This is a genomic window from Pseudomonas sp. Je.1.5.c, from assembly GCF_051129895.1.
In the GTDB taxonomy this organism is placed as follows: Bacteria; Pseudomonadota; Gammaproteobacteria; order Pseudomonadales; family Pseudomonadaceae; genus Aquipseudomonas; species Aquipseudomonas urmiensis.
The window spans coordinates 23,805-44,020 of record NZ_JBCPSP010000024.1; the positions used below are offsets into that span (position 1 = coordinate 23,805).

Consider the following 20,216-nt stretch of genomic DNA (forward strand, 5'->3'; position numbering starts at 1 on the left):
AGTGGCAATGATCCAGAACCTTACACACCTGTTCGCTGCGGTTCGACAGTTCGACAAGCCCGCGCACAGGCGGGCAGCCACACAGCAAATCCTGTTGCTGCTGGTGCTGATAGCGCTGACGCCGCTAGCCTGGGCCGCAGAGCCGCGCGAGCTGGACTGGCCGGCGCTGATCCCGGAAGGCGCCCCGGTCATCCCGCCCCAGCTCACGCCACTGCACGACCTGTCGCAGATCGGCGACGCGCTGGCTGCCGAAGCCGCCCCCGCTGCGCGCCAACAAGCCCCCGCCGCGCCAGTGGTCAAGGCACTCGACAAGCAGCAGGTCAAACTGCCCGGCTACATCGTGCCACTGGAAGTCAGCGAAGAGGGCCGCACCACCGAGTTTCTGCTGGTGCCCTACTACGGCGCGTGCATCCATGTACCGCCACCCCCGTCGAACCAGATCGTGCACATTTTCAGCGAGATGGGCGTACGCGTCGAAGACCTCTATCAGCCCTATTGGATCGAAGGGCGCATGCAGGTCAAAGCCAGCAGCAGCGAGCTGGCCGACGCGGGTTATCAGATGGAAGCCGAGAAAATCTACGCTTATGAGCTGAAATGAGAACTGCTAGCGATTCGTGAAGCCAGTTCTTTGAGCTGGGTCAAACATTAGGTTTAGACGCCTCCGTACCATTGGACTACTCATTTAATAACGTCCTTTGGGAGCTTCCATGAACAAGTCCTTGCTCGGCGCCTCGCTCGTTGCCCTGGCGCTCGTAGCCCCTGTTGCCCACGCCCACCAGGCGGGCGATTTCATCCTGCGTGCCGGCGCCATCACCACCGCACCCAACGAAAATAGCGGCGACCTGAAGTTCGACGGCAACAAGGTCTCGGGCACCAAGGCTACTCTGGACAGCGATACCCAATTGGGCCTGACCTTCGCCTACATGCTCACCGATCACATCGGCCTGGAGCTGCTGGCGGCCACCCCGTTCCAGCACACCGTTGGCGTCAAGGGCCTGGGCGGCGGCCTGGACGGCAAGCTGGCGGACATCAAGCAACTGCCACCGACCCTGTCGCTGCAGTACTTCCCGATGGAGCCAAGCTCGAAGTTCCAACCGTACGTGGGCGTGGGCATCAACTACACCATGTTCTTCGATGAAGACCTGAGCAGCGAACGTAAACAGCAGGGCTTCAGCAACCTCAAGCTGCAAGACTCGGTGGGCCTGGCCGGCCAGTTGGGCATGGACTACATGATCACCGACAACCTGCTGGTCAACGCCTCGGTCTGGTACGTCGATATCGACACCAAGGCCACCGTCGATGGCCCAACCGCACTGGGCTACAGCAAGACCAAGGTCGACGTGGATGTAGACCCATGGGTCTACATGGTGGGCCTGGGCTACAAGTTCTGATCCATCGCCCTCACATGGCGGCTGCGGCCGCCATGTGTCGTTCTACTCCCCGCGTAGGCGCAGATACAGCCAATAACCCCAAGCCAGTGCACTGAACCCCGCCCCCAGTCCACACACCGCAAGCCAACCCCAGCGGGCATACACCCAACTTGCCGCCACTGCGCCCAGGCCACTGCCTACCGAATAGCAGCACATGTAGGCGCCGATCAAACGGCTGGCCATCTCTCCCCGCCCAGTCAACAGCAGCGTCTGGTTAGTGACATGCACCGCCTGCACGGCGAAATCCAGCAGCAGCACGCCCAACACCAGCGCCAGCAACGAGTGTTCGAGCAATCCACTGGGGATCCACGCCAGCGTCAACAGCGCCAGGGCCAGCCCCGTGGTGCGCTGACCGTGGCCTTGATCGGCCAAACGTCCAGCGCCCGATGCGGCCAGTGCCCCGGCAATTCCGGCCAGGCCGAACAGACCGATCTGGGTATGGGTCAACGCCAGTGGTGCAGCACTGAGCGGCAATACCATGGCACTCCACATCACGCTGAATGCGGCGAATATCAACAGCGCGAACGCACCGCGCTGACGCAACAGGCGGTCGTGTCGATACATGCGCAGCACCGAAGCCAACAACTGCAAGTAACTCACTGACGCTGTCACCGGCTTGGCGCTAGGCAGCGTTTGCCAGAGCAGGCAGGCCATCAGCACAGTCAACCCGGCAGCGGCGAAATATACGCTGCGCCAACCGGCCAGATCGGCCGTCACACCTGCAACCAGGCGCGCTAGCAAAATCCCCAGCACCACGCCACTGGTGACCGTACCCACGGCCCGTCCCTGCTCGGCGGGGGTGGCCAAGGTCGCGGCATGGGCCACGACCACCTGCACCAGCACCGCCATCAGGCCGAGCATGCTCATGGCTACCAGCAGCAGCGCCCAGGCCATCGCCATGCCAACAGCCAGCAGGGCCAACGCCGAGAGCAGCAACTGCGAAAGAATCAGGCGCTTGCGGTCGAATAGATCGCCCAGCGGAACCACCAGCAGCAGCCCCAGCGCATAACCGGCCTGGGTCGCCCCCACCACCAGTCCGATTCGGGCTGTCGCTACGCCTAGGCTGGCAGCCATCGACTCCAGCAATGGTTGGGAGAAATACACCGAGGCCACAGCCAAGGCGCAGGTCGCGGCGAGCAATAGCGTCAGGGAGCGGCTCAGCGGGATTTGGCCGACGGTCGCAGACTGGATCGAAGACATGTGCAATACCTTGCCAATCTGGTTTCAAAATGAAACCACACGATAGCTTTCTAGCAATTCTGGTTTTAATCTGCAACCAGAACTGAAGAGAAGGCTTGGCTCATGCTCGACCCACAAAATAAACAATGCCCGGTGGCCCGAGCCCTCGAGGTGATTGGTGATCGATGGGCGCTGATGATTCTGCGCGATGCTTTCGACGGCCTGCGGCGCTTCAGTGAGTTTCAGAAAAACCTTGGTCTGGCGAAGAACATCCTCGCCTCACGGTTGAAACTGTTGCTGGAGAGTGAATTGCTGCAGTTGCAACCGGCCTCGGATGGCAGTGCCTACAAGGAATACGTACTGACCGAGAAAGGCCGCTCGGTGTTTCCGATCGTGGTTGGGATGCGCCAGTGGGGGGAGCGGTATCTGTTCGAGGCGGGGGAAGTGCGATCGCAATTGGTGGACAGTGCTCAGGGGCAGCCGGTAGAGGTGTTACAGGTGCGGGCTAAGGATGGGCGGGCACTTGCGCCTGGGGATTGTCTGAGGCGCACGGTGCGGCATTAGGTTTGGGGCCGCTCTGCGGCCCTGAAATCTCAGCCTTTACCCAATAACTGCGCCAACCCGACAACGATCGGCGTCGGCTCAGGAAACGCAAATCGCGCCAACAACCGCTGGTTATCCGCCCGCGAATGACGGATATCACCCGAACGCGCCGCGCCGTAACTGACCTCAGGCAAGCTGCCCACCACCTGCTTCAACGCCGCCAACAACTGGTTCAGCGACGTCGCCTGGTTCAGCCCGATGTTCACCGCGCCCTCCTCGACCTGCTCCTGCTCCAGCGCCTGGACCATCACCTGGACCAGATCGCCGACATAGAGGAAATCGCGAGTCTGCTCGCCATCGCCGAACACGGTAATCGGCTTACCCTGCGTGGCACGCTCACTGAAGATGCTGATCACCCCCGAGTAAGGCGAGGATGGATCCTGGCGTGGCCCGAAGATATTGAAGAAGCGAAACACCACCGGCTCCAGGCCATGCTGGCGACGGTAGAAGTCCAGGTATTGCTCGCTGGCCAACTTATCCACAGCGTAGGGCGTCAACGGTGCCTTGGGCGTATCCTCGACAATCGACTGCCCTTCGCCATTGTTGCCATACACCGCCGCGCTGGAGGCGAACAGCACCCGGCGCACGCCATTCAGACGCATCGCTTCGCAGACGTTCAGCGTGCCGATGAAGTTGCTCTGGTGGGTTTTCACCGGGTCGTCGACCGAGGCCTGCACCGAAGCCACGGCGGCCAGGTGCACCACTGCACGGCAACCGCTGGCCGCGCGGGCAACCAGTGCAGCGTCGGCCACATCACCTTCGATCAGTTCAAGCTTGGGATGATCCAGGCGTAGGTTGGCGCGCTTGCCAGTGGAGAGATCGTCGACAATGCGCACGGCGTAGCCTTTATCCAGCAACGCATCGCACAAGTGCGAGCCGATGAAGCCGGCACCGCCGGTGATCAGGATGGGAGCATCAGCCATGTCGGTAGAAACGGTCCAGTAGGGGCGGCAAGCCGGCGCGCCAGGCGCGTGGCTTGATACCAAAGGTATGGAGGATTTTCTTGCAGGCCAGCACCGCATTCTGCGGCTCTTCGCTGGCATCCGGGCGGGCCGCGTGGGCCTGCGCGGTCGGCGCTTGCACGGCCAGCTTGTGCCACTGCTGCGCCTCACTGAGGATAGCCTGCCCCAGCGCCAGCGGCGTGGTCGCTTCGTTGCCAGCGTAGTGATAGGTGCCCCACAGCGGCGCATCGCAGTCGAGCTGCTTGATCACCGAGAGGATGACCCGCGCAGCATCGTCCACCGGGGTAGGATTGCCACGGCGATCGTCCGCCAGGAGCAACTCCTGCGGTTGCTCGGCGCGGGTCAGGAAGCGGCCCAGGGCCCCGTCGATGCTCTCGTCCAGCACCCAACCGAAGCGCAGCAGCACATGCTGCGGGCAGGTCGCCCGCACGCTCTGCTCGATGCGCCACAGCGCCTGGCCACGGGTGCCCAGCGGCACCGGCTCGTCTTTTTCGCTGTAGGCGGTGGCCCGCGAGCCATCGAACACACGATAGCTGGAAGGCTGGACGAGGATCATCTCGTGGTGCTGGCACAGCTCGGCCAGGCGCTCCACCGCGCGTTCTTGCTGGGTAAGCCGCTGTTCGCTGACCGACTCGGCCTGGAACCAGTCGAAGTAATAGGCGAGGTTGATCACCACATCGGGGCGATGCTCATCCAGCAGCAGGGTCAGGCTGGCCGGATCCCAGCCTTTTTCCGGCGGGCGCGGCGCCAGGAATCCGATGTCCTCCTCGGCCCCGAGACGAATCAGCGCTTGCCCGAGGGCATTGCCACCACCCAACAGCATCAGGCGCATACGCATAGGGTCTAAAGGTCCGCTCAGGTCGATAAAAGGAAAGAAAGCATTTTGCGGTTTCCAGCAGGGGAAGTCCAACTTGAGCGCGGTAACTGCGCAATCGCCCCTGCCGACTCAAGCCCCTGGACTTGCCACTTTGCACCGTAGGAAACGCCCTATAGCCCCAGCGGAATGAGCTGACTACCGCGCCAAGCATTTCCAGCGCCCAATAGTTAGTTCTCTCCCTTGACGGTATTTAGGCAGCCTGCCTGATGCTCGACAGGTGGGATTACCGAACAACAGTAGTAACAAGGAATGTTTCAACATGCAGGACTCGGAATTCGCCTACCTAAGCTTTGAGCCCAAGCAAGCCCAGGCCTTGGTCGCAGCCTGCCAAGCCCTCGCTAATCTGGGCGGACCGCAAACCCCTGGCGTGGCCCAGCTCGCCCGCACATGGGCACAGCGCCTGGAACGCCAGCTTCATCCCAGCCAGCGCAACGTACTCAAGCGCTTTGCCCAAGGCAGGTTGGCAGCGTTGATGTACTCGCAGATGCCCTGCCCTTTTAGCGATCCGCTGCCGTCCAGGCTCCCTGAGTTATCCACCCTGGAACGCAGCACCCGCTGCCTATACCTGGCTTCGCGCAACCAACTGTTGCTGGAGATGGTGCGCTATCGAGCGTTTGCCTTCGACAGCGACAATGACGGCAAGCAGGTCAGGCTGATCGGCAACTTCACTGGCCAGGCCAACGTCCCTTCGCGCCATCAGGGCACCGGCCCAGCACCCCGCGCGGCTGCCCACACAGGCGTATCCCTCGACCCGCATACCGACGCGCCCTATCAGTGTTCGGTAGTCGCCTGCCAGGGAAGTTCCCCGGCGCCCTCCGCGCTGATTATTACCGCGCGCTGGAACCCCGCCGATGAACCCACCCACATCATTCCGCTACGCGGCATCATCGAACAGCTAAGCAGCGTGCACAGCCTGGCGCTGACATCGGCATCTTTCGAGCTAAAAACCCGCCACCACGGGCAGACGCAGCAGGACGTTGAAGCCAGGGCTGCCACCTCCTTGCTGCAGTTCGACCCAGATGGTGGCTTCGCCATGCGCTACAACGCTAGCCGCTTTAGCCTCAGTAAGTACGCCAGCAAGGCGGCGGCGCAGGCTTTCGAGGCGCTTCAAACGCTGGTCAGCGAAGCCTTGCCAATTCCCTTCGTGCTGCATGCCGATACTGCCCTGTTGGTCAATAACAGCCGCGCACTGCACGGGCGCAACACGCTACAAGACGGCCGCCGTCTGTTAGTACGGCTGTTCGGCTATTCTGCGTTCGCCAAACCGCTGGTAATCAACGAAGATCCGCTGCTGGTACGCGGCTGAAACCTGTAGGAGAGAGGGATGGATCTCACAGCCACCGCTGAACAACGCGCTTGCTGGCAATACGACGAGCCTGCCCCCGGTGCGGAACGGTTCATCGAAGAGGCATTCGACAGCTACCGCCAGCAGGCGCGAATGCTGCTCGCGGATGCCGAACAGGCACCGTCAGTTTTTGTGGTCGGGGGTGCCCGCTCGGACTTCACCCGGCTCAACCCGCTGCTGTACCGCTTGCAGCAGCAGGGTATCGGCTCGCTGACCGGCAATCTGTCCGGCCATAGCCGGGCCAGCGAACCAGGCGCCCTGGCACCTTCGCTGGCCATCAACCTGGCCGAGGCGTTGCGCTTTCATCGGCATATCGCCGAGCAGTGCGACACCTTGATTGGCCACAGCCTGGGCGGGGCGATTGCCCTGAAGATGGCGGCGCAGCTACCCGCGGTGCGCAAACTGGTGCTGATCTGTCCTGCGGTGTATCCGGACGCCGCACACCAGGCGCCCTTCGGCCCGGCGTTCAGCGCCGCGATCCGCCAGCCCTACGCCTTCCTCGATTGCGACAGCTATGGGTTCCTGCGCCAGTTCCAGGGCCGGGTACTGCTGGTGATCGGTGAGTACGATGGGCTCAACTCCAAGGCCTTCGGCCAAGGCCCAGGCACGTCGGCAGGCACCCGCTGGTTGTCTGGGGTGCAGCGCTACAGCCCGATCCCGGAAGAAGTCACCCACGCGCTGGTGCGCTCGGTGCCGGCGCCACACGTGGAGTGTCTACTACTGACCGACTGCGACCATGGCATCGCCGCGCATCTGCGCGATGCGCCGCAGGTGGCCGATCAAGTCGCCGAAGTGGTGGCGGCGTTCATCCGCGATTGAGCACGCTCACTCGATCTCGAATAAGCCATTGCTCAACGGCCCGACGCTAAGCCGCTCGCGTACGTCGTCATCGATCCGTGGGTCATCCGGGCGATACAGTTTGACCTGGCGATAGGCGTTGATGCGGTTGATCTCCTCGCCGAGGAACTCCCACACCACCCGGGTACAGGCGGGGTTACGTCGGTCGCCACTGGAAACCCCGGTCTTGAGCCCATTGAGGCGGGTGATGCGGCTCTTGAAGCTGGGGATGAGGATGGTCTGGCTCATCTCGTTGAGGGTCAGCGACTCGTAGTCGATGAGAAATACCCGGTCCTGTAGTTGAAACGCCGCCCCCAGGTAGCGGCAGCGTACTTCGGCGTGCACGTCAGTGGCACTGCTGCGCTCTTGGCGCTCCTGGCGCTCGAACAAGAAGCTGCCGCGCTCTTCACGCAGGTGCACCAGCGAAACCAGGATCGAGCCCGGCACCGACATGCAGTTGGAGTATTCGAAGTAATAGCCGCAGTACCGCGACAGGTTGCCGGCATGCTCATGCAGCGGTTTGAACAGCTCGCTGATCGGGTCGTGCTGGCCGCTGTGCTCCGACGGAATGCGCGCGCCGATCAGCCGGGCGAACTGCTCGGGGGGCAAATTCAGCTCGTAATCCTCAACCCCGAAGAAATCGCCAATGCGCTTGAGGTTGTAAGCCGTCGGACGGCTCTGCCCACTCAGGTACTTGTTGAACTGCGCGCGGTTGATCGACAGCTGCCGGCAAACCTCCGAAATAGAGCGGTAGTGGCTGCAGGCCAATTTGAGGTTGTTAGCGAAATGATCGCTCATGAATCGAGTTCCAGCTGATGCGAGTGATGCAAGTCTAGCATCAAGTCGCATCAAGTCAGAGCAACCCGCGAAATTGTAACCACTCTTGTCATGGCCAACCATGCGCCCCAACGAAAAGCGGTGCGTCGTTGCCGCCCGTGTCTTTCCACGCGAAGAATAAGAATCGAGGTCATTTGCCAATGCTCGAAGCACTTAACGATTTCCTGTCCGGGAAACTGCTCATCGTCCTGATCGTCGGGCTCGGTAGCTACTTCACCATCCGTTCGCGGTTCGTCCAATTCCGCCACTTCGGCCACATGTTCGGTGTGTTCAAGGAATCCCTGCGCGGCCAGGCTGGGCAACTGAGCTCGTTCCAGGCGCTGATGCTGAGCCTCGCCGGTCGCGTTGGCGCCGGTAACATCGCCGGTGTCGGCATCGCGGTGACCCTCGGCGGACCCGGCGCGGTGTTCTGGATGTGGGTGACCGCGCTGGTGGGCATGTCCAGCAGCTTCTTCGAGTGCACCCTGGCCCAGGTCTACAAGCGCGCCGATGGCGATGGCCTGTATCGCGGCGGCCCGGCGTACTACATCCTGCATGGCCTGAAGCGCAAGAACATGGCCATCGTGTTCTCGATCCTGCTGCTGGTCACCTACGGCTTCGCCTTCATCGGCCTGCAGTCGTACACCGTGACCCATTCGCTGCAGAACGCCTTTGCCTTCGATCCGAAACACACCGGTATCGTCCTCGCCGTGCTGCTGGCCCTGACCTTCATCGGCGGCATCAAGCGCATCGCCGCGGTGTCGGACTTGCTGGTACCGATCAAGACCCTGGCCTACATCGGCGTAACCCTGTACGTGATCGGCACCCAGATCGAACACGTGCCGGCCATGCTGGAAACCATCTTCAAGAGCGCCTTCGGCCTTGATCCTGCGTTTGCCGGCCTGCTCGGCAGCGCAATCGTCATGGGCGTGAAGCGTGGCGTATTCGCCAACGAAGCGGGCTTGGGCAGCGCACCTAACGTGGCGGCCGTCGCTGCCGTGAAGCACCCAGGCGCGCAAGGCGTGGTCCAGGCCTTCAGCGTGTTCCTCGACACCTTCGTGATCTGCACCTGCACCGCACTGCTGATCCTGCTGTCGGGCTTCTACACCCCAGGCTTCGAAGGTGACGGCATCGTCCTGACCCAGAACTCGCTGGCCGCCGTGGTCGGTGACTGGGGCCGCCTGTTCGTCAGCGTCGCGCTGTCGCTGTTCGTCTTCACCTGCATCCTCTACAACTACTACCTGGGTGAGAACAGCTTGCAGTTCCTCAGCCGCAACCGCGTCGTGCTGCTGGGCTTCCGCGGCCTGGTTCTGGCGTTGGTGGTGTGGGGTTCGATGCAGGACTTGTCGACCGTATTCGCCTTCGCCGATATCACCATGACCTGCCTGGCCTTCGTCAACCTGATCGCCCTGGCCCTGCTGTTCAAGATCGGCCTGCGAGTGATGCGCGACTACGACGCCCAGCGCAAGGCCGGGATCAAGCAGCCGGTGTTCGACTCCAGCAAGTTCCCCGATCTGGACCTGGATCGCGCCGCCTGGCCTGTACCCGCCCAGGCTGAAACAACCGCTGACAACGCAGTCGGCCAAGCGCAGACTCAGCACTGATATCCTCCCCTGCCAGCCGCCCCGTTCGCGGGCGGCTGCCCCTGCCCAGCTCACCGCTACGGAATGCTCCCATGCGTGCAGTCAAGAATCTTCTGGTCCTCTACACCGGTGGCACCATCGGCATGCTCGAGACCGCCGAGGGCCTGGCCCCGGCTGGTGGTTTCGAGGCGCGGATGCGTGAGCACCTGGCCCAGCGCAGCGATGCGCCGCAGTTGCAGTGGACCCTGCGTGAAATGAACCCGCTGCTCGACAGCGCCAACATGCAGCAAGCCAACTGGCTGGCGATGCGCGACGCCATCGTCGAAGCGGTGGAGCGCAATGGCCATGACGGCGTGCTGGTGCTGCATGGCACCGACACCCTGGCCTATAGCGCTGCGGCGCTGTCGTTTTTGTTGCTTGGCCTGCCCACGCCGGTGCTACTGACCGGCTCGATGCTGCCTGCTGGCGCTCCCGACAGCGATGCCTGGGACAACCTGATCGGCGCGCTGCGGCTGTTTGAAAGCGGCCTGGAAGATGGCGTGCAGCTGTACTTCCACGGTCAGTTGCTCCATGGCTGCCGCGCCTCCAAGCTGCGCAGCGAAGCGTTCGATGCGTTTGCCGCCCTGCCCCGTCATCGTGATGGCGAGCGTGCCGAGGCGACTCCGGCGGTGCTGGATTATCGCCAGCCGCGCCAGCCGGTGAAGCTGGCCGTGCTGCCGGTGTTTCCGGGGTTGCAGGCCGAGCATCTGCGGGGGCTGCTCGACAGCGGCGTGCAGGGGCTGGTGCTGGAGTGCTATGGCAGCGGCACCGGGCCTTCGGATGATCAGGCGTTGCTCGATGCGCTGCATGATGCACGTCAGGGCGGGGTGATGATCGTTGCAATCAGCCAGTGTCCGATTGGCTCGGTGGTGTTCGATACCTATGCAGCCGGAAGCCGGCTGCGTGATACCGGCTTGGTCAGCGGTGGCGGCATGACCCGCGAGGCGGCGCTGGGCAAGTTGTTCGGGCTGCTCGGGGCCGGCTTGGATGTGCAGGCGGCGGAGCACTGGTTTGCCCTGGACCTGTGCGGCGAGCGGGCTTGAGCACCTGAAGTAGCGTGCACCTATCGCGGCGGCGGGCTTGAGCACCTGAAGTGGTATGAACCATCGTGGGAGCGGGCTTAAGCCCCTGAAGTGGTACTAACCTATCGTGGGAGCGGGCTTGCCCCGCGATAGCGCCTTTGCCAACGCCACTGTGGGCCCGGGCAAGCCCGCACCAATCTCTGCGGAAAATTGAAATGGCGGAAGGCAGCGGGAGTCGAACCTGCCCGGGAACGGCTGCCGTCCCCAACCGGGTTTGAAGCCCGGCCGCGCCACCGGGCGCGATTGCCTTCCTTGAACTCAGTGCCCGTTCTGCTGCTGGGCCAAGCCGCTATCGAGACGAATCTGACGCTGATCGCCAACCCGGCGGGTCAGGCCAATCCGATCGAAATATTCCAGTATCTGCACACTGCGCTTGCGACCAATACCCAACCTGTCGCGAAACGCTGCCACCTGCACAATAGGATTCCCCGCCGAATGCTGCAACAGCAGGTCGGCCATGCGCCGCAGCGTCGCCTGAGGATAGAACAGATCGCGCACCACCTGATGTACCAGGCCCAACCTCGCCAGCTTGCGCAATAGCAAGCGCACCTCGGCCTCTTCGCGCTGCTCGGCTTGCGCGAGCGTCCTGACCCAGGGCGGATCGAACTCACCGTTGAGCATCAGCGGCTCTAGTTTCGCCCACAACGCCGCATCCGCCGCGCTCAGTTGCACTTGGTGATCCGGCAAGTGCAGCCACGGCCCACTGCTGGCGATGGCACCCTCGCTCAACAACTCTTCGAGCAGACTGACGAAGGCCGCTCGCTCCAACGGCAAGGCGACGAAACGGCGCAGGCGATCCCGGTCGGGGCCCAGTTGATCGGGCTCTTGCTCATGAAACCGCGCCAACTGCTCCCGCACGTGCTGTTTCAATGCTTGCCACTGGGCCTTGGCGAACAGCAGTGGCCCTTGCCGGGTAGCGATCACCTGCACCGCCTCAGGCAAGCACCAGCTGTCACGTCGACGATTGAACTGGCGTTCCAGCCGCTGCGGATCGAGGCCTGCGGGCGCTGCATCGAGCAGTGCCGGCAAGGCTTGCTCCAAGTTCTCGGCGTCGCGCAACACCGCCAGCTGACGCAGGCGCAGCTCACTGCGCCGCTGCCGGCTCGGCGCGAAAGGATCGAGCACCCGCCCCCCGCCCAAAGTCCGCTGCGCACGCTGGTCGCGCAGCACCAGACGATCACCCTGCACCGCCTGCAACGGCGCATTGAGCTGTAACTGGGCGAACATGCGCTGCCCAGGCCGTAGCTGCTCGCCCTCCAGCAAGGCCACCCGCGCAGTGACGTCCTGGGTGCCGAGGTGCACATGCACCGGGCTGAAATGCTCGAACGGCCGCGTCTCACCCGGCAGCAGGAAAAGCTCTATATCCACCCGTACGCTCGGTGCACGCAGCCAGTCGGCCACCAGCCAGTCACCGCGATGGATCTGCTCCAGGGCCAGACGCTCGCCGGCGATGTTCAACGCCACCCGCTGGCCAGCCTCGGCAACCAACGCGGGCTGATTCTGCGCATGCAGGCCACGCACCCGCACCGCTTTGGCCGACTTGCCGAGCAACAGGGTATCGCCCGCGCTGACCCGCCCGGCCAGCGCCGTGCCGGTCACCACGATCCCGGCCCCGGCAATGGAGAACGCCCGGTCCACCGCCAGGCGAAAACCGCCCTGGATACTGCGTTGGCTGACCCTTGCCTGCGCCGCTTGCAGGGCCTGGCGCAATTCAGCAATGCCTGCGCCGCTGATGCTGGAGACGACAAATTGCTGCGCTTGGGCATAAGGCCCCGGCGCCAGCAGCGCTGCCACCTGTGCCTGTACCTCATGCACCCGCTGTGGCTCGACTCGGTCGCACTTGGTAATTGCCACCAGCGCCAGGGGAATGCCGAGCAGTTCGATGATCGCCAGGTGCTCGCGGGTCTGTGGCATGACCCCATCGTCGGCAGCGACCACCAGCAACACCAGGTCGATGCCCTGGGCGCCGGCAAGCATGTTGTGGATAAATCGCTCATGTCCCGGCACATCGATGAAGCCGGTCAGTGGCGCACCGTCGGCCAACGCCGCATAGCGGTAGCCCAGGTCGATGGTCATGCCCCGGGCGCGCTCTTCCTGGCGCTGATCGCCCGCCTGGCCGGTCAGGGCTTGAAGCAGCGCGGTCTTGCCGTGGTCGATATGCCCGGCGGTGCCGACGATCACTGCAGCGGCCCTCCTTGCAATGCAGGCAGTTGCGCCAACCATTGCTGTTCGTCGTCCAACTGGCGCAGGTCGAGCCACAGCGCGTCGTCGTCGATGCGTCCAAGCACCGGCACCGGCAAGCTCCGCAAGGCTCGTTCAAGAGCATGCAGGCTGCGTCCGCGGAGCTTCTTCGAGGTTTGTGGGCGCAGGCATAACGCCGCACTGGGCAGCCGCGCCACAGGCTGGCTACCACTGCCGATCATGCCCAACGACGCTTGCACAGTTACCGTCCATTGCGCGCCTAACTGAGCTGCCAGTGCCGGTGCCAGGCGCTCGGCTTGGGCATGGATTTCAGCCTGCGGACGGGTCAGTAGGCGCAGGCTGGGCAGGCGTTCGGCCAGGCGATCAGGGTTGCGGTACAGCGCCAGCACCGCTTCCAGTGCTGCCAGGGTGATCTTGTCGACACGCAGGGCGCGCTTGAGCGGGTTCTTCTTGATCTTGGCGATCAGCGCCTGGCGGCCGACGATGATGCCGGCCTGCGGGCCGCCGAGCAGCTTGTCGCCACTGAAGGTGACGATATCGGCGCCATCGGCCAGCGCCTGGCGCACGGTCGGCTCGGCGGGCAGGCCCCAGCGGGTCAGGTCGAGCAGGCTGCCGCTGCCAAGGTCTTCGAGCAGCGGCAGGCCGTGTTGCTGGGCGATCTGCGCCAGCTGTGCGGTGGGCACCTGAGTGGTGAAGCCCTGGATGCTGTAGTTGCTGCAATGCACGCGCATCAACAGGCCGGTGCGTGGGTTGATCGCCGCCTCGTAGTCGCGGGCGTGGGTGCGGTTGGTGGTACCGACTTCGTGCAGGCGCACGTTGGCGCGGGCCATGATATCGGGGATGCGGAAGGCACCGCCGATCTCGATCAACTCGCCACGGGAAATGATCCCCTCTTTGCGCGCGCCGAGGCTGTTGAGCGCCAGCAGCACGGCGGCGGCATTGTTGTTGACCACAGTGACCGCCTCGGCGCCGGTGAGCTCGCGGATCAAGCCTTCGATCAGGTCGTCGCGGTCGCCGCGCTTGCCGCTGGCCAGGTCGAATTCCAGGTTGAGCGGGTAGCGGGCGGCGGTTTGCATGGCCTCGATGGCCTCCTCGGGTAGCAGCGCGCGGCCGAGGTTGGTGTGCAGGACCGTGCCGGTGAGGTTGAACACGCGGCGAACCCGGCTTTGTTGCTGGATAGTCATACGCTCGCCTGCGCGGCCGAGGAGCACTTCAGCGGACAGCTCGGCGGGGCTGAGTTGGCTTAGCTGGGCGGGCTCGCGCAGGTCGTCGAGCAGTTGGCGCAAGGTGGCCAGGGTGGCGTCGCGGCCGTGGCGGTCGAGCAGCGGGTGACAGGCTGGATGGCGCAACAGCGTATCAACGGAGGGTAAGCGCAGGGTGTTTGCGGCGAAACTGGCAGGCATGCGGGGACCTTGCTTGAGCGGTGTCTGTTCTGGCCCTATCGCGGGGCAAGCCCGCTCCTACAGGCCCTGTGCTGTATTCAAAATCAGCAGAAGCCCTGGGGCACCCTGATGTATTCAAAGTCAGCACAGATCCCTGTGGGAGCGGGCTTGCCCGCGAATGGGGCGACCCGATCCTGCAGTGTAGACACTCACCCTCAACCCGGCGCCAGCAGCAGGTTCGGCGCCAGCCGCTGGAAGCCTTCCTGATCCAGACGCATGTCCAGCGCCAGGCTGGCCAGATCATCGGCCAATGGCTCAGCAACAGCGTCATTTTCCAGGTAGCACTGTTTCAAATAGACATTGCAGCCCGGACAGCACTCCGCCCGCAGCGGCGCCTTGCCGGGGGCATGGCGGTCATCTTCCAGGCTGCTGTAGCGCAGATCCTTGCTTGAGTCGCAGTACACACACTTGACCCGCACCACATGCCACTCGCAAGCACACAGCGAGCAGGCCAGATAGCGCAGGCCGTTATGCCGGCCGCGGTTGCGCACGACACCCGCCATCGCGGGCGAGCCACAGGCCGGGCATTGGCCGAGGCTGTCTGCGGGCTTGAGCTCATAGCTAGGCAGGTTCAGCAACCAATACGTCCATGCCGCCTGCAGCGCCGCGCCTATGAACGGCACCAGCGCTGCCGGCACCAGGTCGTACTGACCACCCAGCAAGGCAACGCCCCAGCTTTTGAGCTTGGGCTGATCGCTCAAGCGTAGCGCCTTCAACGCATCTGCCAGCGGGCCACTGCCCTGCTCGTCGAAGCGCTCAAGCAAGGCCTGCAGCCACACTAGCCAAGGCCCTTCACGCACCAGGCTGTCCGCCGCCAGCGGCGGCAGGCCATGGCTTATGCACAGGCGCTGGCGCTCCTCGGCCAGCGGCAGGCCGCTTGGCGGAGCCAGCAGCAGCTGTTGCTGAATCCGACACAGCCGAGCGATCAAGCGCAGGTAAGCGCCCAATGCATGCCCTTCAGCCAACTGCTCCAGGCGCGCCGCGCGTACGCTGAAGACATCGGCAGAGGGCAGATGGATGAACGGCGGGGTGGTCGCCGCCGCCTCGATCTGCCCAGGTTCAAGTATCGTACTCAAGCGCTCACCCTTCTTTTCTGCCGGGCACTGGTGGCGGCTTGTCGCCGGTCACCTCCCGATACCACAGTTCATGATGCTTGCGTGCCCAGGCGCGACTGACCCAGCCATGCAGCATGGCGCCGACCGAGCCCTTGATCCAGATGCCGGCGTAGATGTGCACGATGATGCTGAGTATCAGCACAAAACCGGCAAAGGCATGGGCCAGGCTCGCCAGGCGAATCGCACCAATGTCGAAGAAATGGCTGAAGTACGCACGCCAGATCACCACGCCACTGAGCAGCAATACCAGCATGCACAGCAGCAAGGTCCAGAACAGCAGCTTCTGCCCGGCGTTGTACTTGCCAATCGGTGGCACCCCTTCTTCTTTGTTGAGCATCACCCGGTCGATACGCCGCAGCCACAGGCGGTCATTGGCGGTGATGAAGTTAGCGCGCCAGAAGCGCACCACCAGGCCGAGGAAGAACACGAACATCGCCACGCCCAGGAACGGGTGCAGGATGCGTGTCCACGGCCCGCCACCGAACAGATGACTGAGCCAGAACAGCGCCGGATGAAACAGCGCCAGCCCCGACAGCCCAGCCATGAAGAACAGGATCGCGACGATCCAGTGGTTGGTCCGTTCGTTGGCGTTGTAGCGCAGGATTGGTTTGTGCTCACGCTGGTTCATGGCCGCTGCTCCCCTGGTCCGCCGGGATTGGTCGGGTCATACACGTGTACCGCCGGGTCTACCTGGTGGACGCTGTTATCCACAGGCGCAGGATGTTCATCCTCCTCGACCCGCTGCGGGCCGACCCGCACGTAGTGGAAGAAGCCCGCCAGCACTGCCGCGCCCATGGCCAGCAGCGCCAGCGGCTTGCTGATGCCCTTCCACAGCCCGACCAGCGGGCTGATCACTGGCTGGTCCGGCAAGCCGGCATACAACCGTGGCGTGTCGGCGTGGTGCAGCACGTACATCACATGGGTGCCACCGACGCCATCGGGGTCGTACAACCCAGCATTGTCGAAGCCACGTGACTTGAGGTCGACGATGCGCTCGGCGGCATGCACCTTCATCTCATCCTTGCTGCCAAACACGATCGCTCCAGTCGGACAGGTCTTCACACAGGCCGGCTCGAGGCCCACGCTGACGCGGTCCGAGCACAAGGTGCACTTGTAGGCCTTGTGGTCTTTCTGCGAAATGCGCGGGATGTTGAACGGGCAGCCGGTGATGCAATAGCCGCAGCCGATGCAGTGCTCCTGGTTGAAGTCGACGATGCCGTTGGCGTGCTTGATGATCGCCCCCGGGCTGGGGCAGGCCTTCAGGCAGCCGGGATCGGCGCAGTGCATGCAGCCATCCTTGCGGATCAGCCACTCCAGGTTGCCGTCGTCACGCTCGTGCTCGGTGAAGCGCATCAGGGTCCAGGTTTCAGCGCTCAGGTCTTGTGGGTTGTCGTAGGTGCCGTGGTTGTGGCCGACCTCGTCACGCAGTTCGTTCCACTCCGAACACGCCACCTGGCAAGCCTTGCAGCCGATGCACTTGGTGGTGTCGATCAGCTTGGCGACTTCTTCCAGCTGGCGAATCGAAGACGGCGCGGTGGTGGTGGCCGAGCGGGCGATGATGTCTTGGCTGGCCATCAGACTTTCTCCACGTTGACGAGGAACGACTTGGACTCCGGCGTCTGGGTGTTGCCATCACCGAGGAACGGCACCAGGGTGTTGGTCAGGTAGCCGTGGCGGGTGATGCCGGTGAAGCCCCAGTGCAACGGGATGCCGATCTGGTGCACGGTCTGGTTGTTGACCTTGAGCGGACGAATCCGCTTGGTCACCACCGCCACCGCCTCGATATGCCCACGCTTGCTCGACACCCTCACCCGATCGCCAGCCTTGATGCCCTTCTCATTGGCCAGCACCTCGCCGATCTCGACGAATTGCTCGGGCTGGGCAATGGCGTTGAGCCGACAGTGCTTGCTCCAGAAGTGGAAGTGCTCGGTCAGCCGGTAGGTGGTCGCCGCATACGGGAACTCCTGATGAGTACCCAGGGTGTCCCACACCGAATCGAAGATGCGCCCGGCCGGGTTGCTGGTGGCCTTCTTGTTTTGCGGGTGCAGCGGATTGATGCCAATTGGCGTCTCGAACGGTTCGTAGTGCTCGGGGAATGGCCCTTCGGCCATCTTGTCGATGGCAAAGAAACGCGCCACCCCTTCAGGGTTCATGATGAACGGGTTCATCCCGGCCTCTGGAGGCGAGGCGACTGCGAAGTCCGGCACATCGGTGCCAGTCCAAGCACTACCGTTCCACCACACCAGGCGTTTTTTCTCTGGATCCCACGGTTTGCCTTGCGGGTCGCTGGAGGCGCGGTTGTAGAGAATCCGCCGGTTGGCCGGCCAAGCCCAGGCCCAGCCTTGCGCCTGGTGCATGCCGAACGGATCACTGTTGTCGCGCCGAGCCATCTGGTTGCCCTGCTCGGTCCAGCTACCGCTGAAGATCCAGCAACCAGAAGCGGTGCTGCCATCATCCTTGAGCAGGCCAAACCCGGCCAACTGCTGGCCTGCCTTGACCAGGGTACCGGTCGCGTCGGTCTGATCGGTGATTGCCCAGCCGTTCATCTCCTTGGCCAGCTCCTCAGGCGAAGGCTCGTCGGCGATCTTGTACGGCCAACTGATGTTCAGCAGTGGATCAGGATAGGCGCCGCCCTCGCTCTGGTAACGCTGACGCAGACGCAGGAACAGCTCGCTCATGATCTGCACGTCCGTGCGCGTCTCGCCAGGGCCATCGGCGCCCTTCCAGTGCCACTGCAGCCAGCGACTACTGTTGACCAGCGAGCCATCTTCCTCAGCAAAGCAGGTGGTCGGCAGGCGGATCACCTCAGTCTGGATGTTGGCCGTGTCGACATCGTTGAACGGCCCGGCGTTGCGCCAGAACTCCGAGGTCTCGGTGGCCAACGGGTCCATGATCACCAGCCACTTGAGCTTGGCCAAGGCGGCTGTAACGCGGTTCTTGTCCGGCAGCGCGGCGATCGGGTTGAAGCCCTGGCACAGGTAGCCGTTGACCTTGCCCTGGCTCATCATCTCGAACATGCGCAGCACGTCGTAAGAGCCCACGTCGAGCTTGGGCAGCCAGTCGTAGCCCCAGTTGTTTTCCAGCGTGGCGTTGGCGCCATACCAGGCTTTCATCAGGCTGACGTGGAACTTGCCGTAGTTCTGCCAGTACGACAACTGCCCCGGACGCAGCGGTTTCATCGCTCGTTTGTCGATGAAGGCGGCGTAGTCCTGCTCGGCATCGCCGGCCAGTGTCAGGTAGCCCGGCAGCGAGTTGGACAACAGCCCCAGGTCGGTCAGGCCCTGGATATTGGAGTGGCCGCGCAAGGCATTGACCCCACCACCGGGCATGCCGACGTTGCCCAGCAGCAACTGCACCATGGCCGCACTGCGGATGATCTGCGCGCCGATCGAATGCTGAGTCCAGCCGAGCGCGTAGAGGATGGTCATGGTCTTGCCCGGCACCGAGCAGGTGGCGATCTCTTCCCAGATCTTCATCATCGCCTCCTGCGGCATGCCGCAGGTCATGCTGGCCAGCTCCGGGGTATAGCGGCTGTAGTGCTGCTTCATCAGCTGGTACACGCAACGTGGGTGCTGCAGGGTCGGATCGACCACGGCAAAGCCATCCGCGCCGAGCTCATAGCCCCAGCCGGACTTGTCGGCGTACACCCGTTTTTCGGGGTCGTAACCGCTGAACAGGCCATCCTCGAAGCCATAGTTGGCTTTGACGATGAACGACACATCGGTGTAGTTGCGCACGTACTCGTGCTGGATCTTGTCGTTACTCAGCAGGTAGTTGATCAGCCCGCCCATGAAAGCGATATCGCTACCGGTGCGGATCGGCGCGTAGTAATCGGCTACCGAGGCGGTACGGGTAAACCGTGGGTCGACCACGATCAGCCGGGCCTGGTTGTGCGCCTTGGCTTCGGTCACCCATTTGAAGCCACAAGGGTGGGCTTCTGCTGCGTTGCCGCCCATTACCAGGATCAGATTCGCGTTGGCGATATCCGACCAATGGTTGGTCATGGCGCCACGGCCGTACGTCGGGGCAAGACTTGCCACCGTCGGGCCATGTCAGACACGCGCTTGGTTATCGAACCCCAGCATGCCCAGTGAGCGAACGACCTTGTGGGTCAGGTAGCCGGCTTCGCTGGAGGCAGCGGAAGCGGCGAGAAAACCCGTGGTGAGCCAGCGGTTGACGGTCTGGCCCTGGGCGTTCTTCTCGATGAAATTAGCGTCACGGTCAGCCTTCATCAGCCCCGCCACCCGATCGAGCGCTTCGTCCCAGCTGACCCGCGTCCATTCATTACTGCCCGGCTTGCGCACCTCGGGATACTTCAGGCGGTTGGGGCTGTGGATAAAGTCCAGCAACCCAGCGCCTTTCGGGCACAGGGTGCCGCGGTTGACCGGATGATCGGCGTCGCCCTCGATGTGGATGATGTTCTGTTTGACGTTCTTGCCTGCGTCACCCTGGCTGTACAGGATCAGGCCGCAGCCGACCGAGCAGTAGGGGCAGGTATTGCGCGTCTCTTTGGTGTGCGCCAGCTTGAAGTGACGCACCTGCTCGGCGAACGCCGGTGTTGGGGCCATGCCCAACGCCGCGAGGCTCGAGCCTCCAAGGCCGACGGCGGCGACCTTGAAGAACTGCCGACGGTTGAGATCCATCGTGCACTCCTGATCAGGGTTCGGGCGCCTGTTGTGGAGTCGGCGCCTCTAGACTTCACGG

Annotated in this window: 17 protein-coding genes and 1 tRNA gene; 7 read left to right on the forward strand and 11 right to left on the reverse strand. The window is 63.3% G+C overall.

Features of this window, described 5'->3' with window-relative positions:
* Nucleotides 1-7: 7 nt before the first annotated feature.
* Complete coding sequence (locus AAZU54_RS17325; protein WP_225915628.1) at nucleotides 8-598, forward strand: DUF3299 domain-containing protein; 591 nt, start codon at nucleotides 8-10, stop codon at nucleotides 596-598.
* 109 nt (nucleotides 599-707) lie between these two features.
* The gene (locus AAZU54_RS17330) at nucleotides 708-1,391 is read left to right on the forward strand and encodes an OmpW/AlkL family protein (protein WP_186557335.1); all 684 of its coding nucleotides are present in this window, start codon (nucleotides 708-710) and stop codon (nucleotides 1,389-1,391) included.
* A gap of 42 nt (nucleotides 1,392-1,433) precedes the next feature.
* Here the strand turns inward: AAZU54_RS17330 and AAZU54_RS17335 are convergent, their stop codons facing one another.
* Nucleotides 1,434-2,630 (reverse strand): MFS transporter, encoded by a 1,197-nt coding sequence (locus tag AAZU54_RS17335; RefSeq protein ID WP_434727444.1) that lies wholly within the window; start codon nucleotides 2,628-2,630, stop codon nucleotides 1,434-1,436.
* 102 nt (nucleotides 2,631-2,732) lie between these two features.
* Here AAZU54_RS17335 and AAZU54_RS17340 point away from each other — a divergent pair, with 102 nt between their 5' ends.
* Nucleotides 2,733-3,173 (forward strand): winged helix-turn-helix transcriptional regulator, encoded by a 441-nt coding sequence (locus AAZU54_RS17340; RefSeq protein ID WP_186557333.1) that lies wholly within the window; start codon nucleotides 2,733-2,735, stop codon nucleotides 3,171-3,173.
* A gap of 29 nt (nucleotides 3,174-3,202) precedes the next feature.
* Here the strand turns inward: AAZU54_RS17340 and AAZU54_RS17345 are convergent, their stop codons facing one another.
* Both AAZU54_RS17345 and AAZU54_RS17350 read right to left on the reverse strand, forming a co-directional pair.
* The gene (locus AAZU54_RS17345; protein ID WP_312152768.1) at nucleotides 3,203-4,135 is read right to left on the reverse strand and encodes an NAD-dependent epimerase/dehydratase family protein; all 933 of its coding nucleotides are present in this window, start codon (nucleotides 4,133-4,135) and stop codon (nucleotides 3,203-3,205) included.
* Nucleotides 4,128-5,012, reverse strand: a complete 885-nt coding sequence (locus AAZU54_RS17350) for a sugar nucleotide-binding protein (protein WP_392466531.1) — start codon at nucleotides 5,010-5,012, stop codon at nucleotides 4,128-4,130. Before AAZU54_RS17350 ends, AAZU54_RS17345 begins: the two co-directional genes overlap by 8 nt.
* A gap of 298 nt (nucleotides 5,013-5,310) precedes the next feature.
* On the opposite strand from AAZU54_RS17350, the gene AAZU54_RS17355 reads away from it, so the two are divergent.
* Together AAZU54_RS17355 and AAZU54_RS17360 are read left to right on the forward strand one after the other, a co-directional pair.
* A complete protein-coding gene (locus tag AAZU54_RS17355) occupies nucleotides 5,311-6,357 on the forward strand; it encodes a hypothetical protein (RefSeq protein WP_312153769.1) in 1,047 nt (348 codons plus the stop codon).
* Nucleotides 6,358-6,375: 18 nt separating this feature from the next.
* Nucleotides 6,376-7,215: an alpha/beta hydrolase gene (locus AAZU54_RS17360; protein ID WP_186557329.1), complete on the forward strand. Its 840-nt coding sequence runs from the start codon at nucleotides 6,376-6,378 to the stop codon at nucleotides 7,213-7,215.
* Between the two features lie 6 nt (nucleotides 7,216-7,221).
* Here AAZU54_RS17360 and AAZU54_RS17365 read toward each other — a convergent pair whose 3' ends face one another.
* Complete coding sequence (locus AAZU54_RS17365; protein WP_186557328.1) at nucleotides 7,222-8,031, reverse strand: helix-turn-helix domain-containing protein; 810 nt, start codon at nucleotides 8,029-8,031, stop codon at nucleotides 7,222-7,224.
* Nucleotides 8,032-8,210: 179 nt separating this feature from the next.
* On the opposite strand from AAZU54_RS17365, the gene AAZU54_RS17370 reads away from it, so the two are divergent.
* Together AAZU54_RS17370 and AAZU54_RS17375 are read left to right on the forward strand one after the other, a co-directional pair.
* Nucleotides 8,211-9,653, forward strand: coding sequence for an alanine/glycine:cation symporter family protein (locus AAZU54_RS17370; protein WP_312153765.1), 1,443 nt, complete (start codon nucleotides 8,211-8,213; stop codon nucleotides 9,651-9,653).
* Nucleotides 9,654-9,724: 71 nt separating this feature from the next.
* On the forward strand, nucleotides 9,725-10,714 hold the full coding sequence (locus AAZU54_RS17375; protein ID WP_434727445.1) for an asparaginase: 990 nt from the start codon (nucleotides 9,725-9,727) through the stop codon (nucleotides 10,712-10,714).
* 195 nt (nucleotides 10,715-10,909) lie between these two features.
* Here AAZU54_RS17375 and AAZU54_RS17380 read toward each other — a convergent pair.
* From AAZU54_RS17380 to fdnG, 7 genes are all read right to left on the reverse strand, one after another.
* Nucleotides 10,910-11,005 (reverse strand) — tRNA-Sec (locus AAZU54_RS17380).
* Nucleotides 11,006-11,011: 6 nt separating this feature from the next.
* The gene (gene selB, locus AAZU54_RS17385; protein WP_434727446.1) at nucleotides 11,012-12,934 is read right to left on the reverse strand and encodes a selenocysteine-specific translation elongation factor; all 1,923 of its coding nucleotides are present in this window, start codon (nucleotides 12,932-12,934) and stop codon (nucleotides 11,012-11,014) included.
* On the reverse strand, nucleotides 12,931-14,358 hold the full coding sequence (selA, locus tag AAZU54_RS17390) for an L-seryl-tRNA(Sec) selenium transferase (RefSeq protein ID WP_434727447.1): 1,428 nt from the start codon (nucleotides 14,356-14,358) through the stop codon (nucleotides 12,931-12,933). Before selA ends, selB begins: the two co-directional genes overlap by 4 nt.
* Nucleotides 14,359-14,552: 194 nt before the next feature.
* Nucleotides 14,553-15,473: a formate dehydrogenase accessory protein FdhE gene (fdhE, locus tag AAZU54_RS17395; RefSeq protein ID WP_312153535.1), complete on the reverse strand. Its 921-nt coding sequence runs from the start codon at nucleotides 15,471-15,473 to the stop codon at nucleotides 14,553-14,555.
* Between the two features lie 4 nt (nucleotides 15,474-15,477).
* On the reverse strand, nucleotides 15,478-16,140 hold the full coding sequence (locus tag AAZU54_RS17400) for a formate dehydrogenase subunit gamma (RefSeq protein WP_186557322.1): 663 nt from the start codon (nucleotides 16,138-16,140) through the stop codon (nucleotides 15,478-15,480).
* On the reverse strand, nucleotides 16,137-17,087 hold the full coding sequence (gene fdxH / locus AAZU54_RS17405) for a formate dehydrogenase subunit beta (protein ID WP_434727448.1): 951 nt from the start codon (nucleotides 17,085-17,087) through the stop codon (nucleotides 16,137-16,139). Before fdxH ends, AAZU54_RS17400 begins: the two co-directional genes overlap by 4 nt.
* Complete coding sequence (fdnG, locus tag AAZU54_RS17410) at nucleotides 17,087-20,155, reverse strand: formate dehydrogenase-N subunit alpha (RefSeq protein WP_434727449.1); 3,069 nt, start codon at nucleotides 20,153-20,155, stop codon at nucleotides 17,087-17,089. The genes fdxH and fdnG overlap by 1 nt, the downstream gene beginning before the upstream one ends.
* Nucleotides 20,156-20,216 lie beyond the last annotated feature (61 nt).

Bases quoted from the DNA above. Each gene is read 5' to 3' on its own strand.
- AAZU54_RS17325 (WP_225915628.1), top strand. From the start codon at position 8: ATGATCCAGAACCTTACACACCTGTTCGCTGCGGTTCGACAGTTCGAC.
- AAZU54_RS17330 (WP_186557335.1), top strand. From the start codon at position 708: ATGAACAAGTCCTTGCTCGGCGCCTCGCTCGTTGCCCTGGCGCTCGTA.
- AAZU54_RS17335 (WP_434727444.1), bottom strand. From the start codon at position 2,630: ATGTCTTCGATCCAGTCTGCGACCGTCGGCCAAATCCCGCTGAGCCGC.
- AAZU54_RS17340 (WP_186557333.1), top strand. From the start codon at position 2,733: ATGCTCGACCCACAAAATAAACAATGCCCGGTGGCCCGAGCCCTCGAG.
- AAZU54_RS17345 (WP_312152768.1), bottom strand. From the start codon at position 4,135: ATGGCTGATGCTCCCATCCTGATCACCGGCGGTGCCGGCTTCATCGGC.
- AAZU54_RS17350 (WP_392466531.1), bottom strand. From the start codon at position 5,012: ATGCGTATGCGCCTGATGCTGTTGGGTGGTGGCAATGCCCTCGGGCAA.
- AAZU54_RS17355 (WP_312153769.1), top strand. From the start codon at position 5,311: ATGCAGGACTCGGAATTCGCCTACCTAAGCTTTGAGCCCAAGCAAGCC.
- AAZU54_RS17360 (WP_186557329.1), top strand. From the start codon at position 6,376: ATGGATCTCACAGCCACCGCTGAACAACGCGCTTGCTGGCAATACGAC.
- AAZU54_RS17365 (WP_186557328.1), bottom strand. From the start codon at position 8,031: ATGAGCGATCATTTCGCTAACAACCTCAAATTGGCCTGCAGCCACTAC.
- AAZU54_RS17370 (WP_312153765.1), top strand. From the start codon at position 8,211: ATGCTCGAAGCACTTAACGATTTCCTGTCCGGGAAACTGCTCATCGTC.
- AAZU54_RS17375 (WP_434727445.1), top strand. From the start codon at position 9,725: ATGCGTGCAGTCAAGAATCTTCTGGTCCTCTACACCGGTGGCACCATC.
- selA (WP_434727447.1), bottom strand. From the start codon at position 14,358: ATGCCTGCCAGTTTCGCCGCAAACACCCTGCGCTTACCCTCCGTTGAT.
- AAZU54_RS17400 (WP_186557322.1), bottom strand. From the start codon at position 16,140: ATGAACCAGCGTGAGCACAAACCAATCCTGCGCTACAACGCCAACGAA.
- fdxH (WP_434727448.1), bottom strand. From the start codon at position 17,087: ATGGCCAGCCAAGACATCATCGCCCGCTCGGCCACCACCACCGCGCCG.